This is a genomic window from Streptomyces sp. NPDC006265 (assembly GCF_040613555.1).
Taxonomy (GTDB): Bacteria; Actinomycetota; Actinomycetes; order Streptomycetales; family Streptomycetaceae; genus Streptomyces.
Genome location: NZ_JBEXSH010001237.1, coordinates 1 through 1,965, shown reverse-complemented (window position 1 = coordinate 1,965; position 1,965 = coordinate 1). Strand labels below are relative to the sequence as shown.

3 protein-coding genes are annotated in these 1,965 nt (G+C 76.4%); all 3 read left to right on the top strand.

Annotated elements, in window-relative coordinates; translation table 11 throughout:
* Nucleotides 1-445: LamB/YcsF family protein (locus ABZ281_RS47520; RefSeq protein ID WP_356664861.1), on the top strand; the 445-nt coding region annotated here is incomplete at its 5' end.
* Nucleotides 442-1,059: an allophanate hydrolase subunit 1 gene (locus ABZ281_RS47515; RefSeq protein ID WP_356664859.1), complete on the top strand. Its 618-nt coding sequence runs from the start codon at nt 442-444 to the stop codon at nt 1,057-1,059. The genes ABZ281_RS47520 and ABZ281_RS47515, both read left to right, overlap by 4 nt.
* Nucleotides 1,056-1,958, top strand: coding sequence for a biotin-dependent carboxyltransferase family protein (locus ABZ281_RS47510; RefSeq protein ID WP_356664857.1), 903 nt, complete (start codon nt 1,056-1,058; stop codon nt 1,956-1,958). Before ABZ281_RS47515 ends, ABZ281_RS47510 begins: the two co-directional genes overlap by 4 nt.
* Nucleotides 1,959-1,965: the final 7 nt, after the last annotated feature.

Sequence of the window (1,965 nt, the reverse complement as noted above, 5' to 3'; positions counted from 1 at the left end):
GCGGGTACCGGCACCCCGTTGGAGTGAACCGGATCACACCCGGTCGATCAGCTGTCGAATCCCAGCCCCAAGCGGTCCATCGTGCGCAGCCACAGACGCCGCGCTGCCCGTCCTCGGACTGCCCGGCTCACACCTTCTGGAGCTGGCCGGGAAGGCCGGACTGCCGGTCGTCACCGAGGCGTTCGCGGACCGGGCGTACACCGACGCGGGCACCCTGGTGCCGCGCAGCGTGGAGGGCGCCGTGGTCACCGACCCTGACGCGGTCGTGGAGCGCTCCCTGGGCCTGGCCCGTTCCGGTGAGGTCGTCTCCCACACGGGGACACGCGTCGAAGTACGCGCGCGTTCCCTGTGCCTGCACGGCGACACCCCGGGCGCGGTGGACCTGGCCCGCCGGGTGCGCGAGCGTCTGGAGGCCTCCGGGGTCCGGGTGGAGGCCTTCACATGAAGGTGCTGCCCGTGGGCGAGGACGCCCTGCTCGTCGAGGTCTCCTCGGGCGACGAGGCCCAGGCGCTGCACGCGGAGTTGCTGCGGCGCCGCGCGCAGGGCACGCTGTCGGCCCGCGAGATCGTGCCCGCGGCCCGCACGGTCCTCCTCGACGGCCTCGACTCCCCCGCCCGGCTGGCCGCCGAACTGACCGCCGCCGACCTGCCGCCCGCTCCCCCGCGCACGCGTGACGTGGTGGAGATCCCGGTGCGCTACGACGGCCCGGACCTGGCCGACGTCGCCGCCCACTGGGGCGTGCCGGAGAGGGAGGTCGCCCGCATCCACGGTGCCGCCGAATTCCGGGTCGCCTTCTGCGGCTTCGCACCCGGCTTCGGCTACCTCACCGGCCTGCCACCTCGCTACGACGTCCCGCGCCGGGCCACTCCGCGCACGTCCGTCCCGGCGGGGTCGGTCGCCCTGGCGGGCCCGTACACGGGCGTGTACCCACGCTCGTCGCCGGGCGGCTGGCAGCTGATCGGCACGACCGACGCCGTGCTGTGGGACCACGCGCGCGTGCCGGCCGCGCTGCTGGCGCCGGGCACGCGCGTGCGGTTCGTGCCCGGGGCGGGGTCATGACGGACCGCGCCCTCGCCGTCGTCCGGGCCGGGGCCCTCACCACCGTGCAGGACGCGGGCCGCCCCGGACACGCCCATCTCGGCGTGCCCCGCTCCGGGGCGCTGGACCGGGCCGCCGCGGACCTCGTCAACCGGCTCGTCGGCAATCCGCCCGCGGCGGCCGTGCTGGAGACGACCCTCGACGGCTGTGCCGTACGCCCCCGTTCGACCGTCACGGTGGCAGTGGCGGGCGCGCCCTGCCGGGTCACGGTGGACGGATGTCCCGTCGCCTGGGGCGCGCCGGTGCGGGTGCCCGCGGGGGCGCTGCTGGACGTCGGACCCGCCGTGTCGGGCGTCCGCGCCTACCTGGGGGTCTCCGGGGGCATCGCGGTCGAGCCGGTGCTCGGCAGCCGGTCGACGGATCTGCTGTCGGGGCTCGGTCCGGCCCCTCTCGCGGCCGGCACGGTGTTGCCCCTGGGACGGCCGTCCGGCGTGCACGCGCGCGTGGACGTCGCCCCGCAGCCGGCGCCACCGGTCGAGCTGCTGCTGCGGGTGACCCTCGGCCCACGCGACGGCTGGTTCACGCCCGAGGCCGTACACGCCTTCCTCTCCCGTGCCTACCGGGTGTCCTCCGCGAGCAACCGCATCGGGCTGCGTACGGAGGGACCCGCCCTGGAGCGGGCCCGGCCGGGCGAACTTGCCAGTGAGGGCATGGTGCTGGGTGCGGTACAGGTCCCACCGGACGGCAGGCCGGTGGTCTTCCTGGCCGACCACCCGACCACCGGGGGCTACCCGGTGATCGCCGTGGTCCGCGCCGCCGACCTCCCCGCCGCCGCCCAGGCCGTCCCCGGCACACCGGTCCGCTTCGTGGCCGTGCGCCGCCGCCAGGGCCTGTCGTTCGGCCCCGCGTCCACGGCCTGATCCGAAC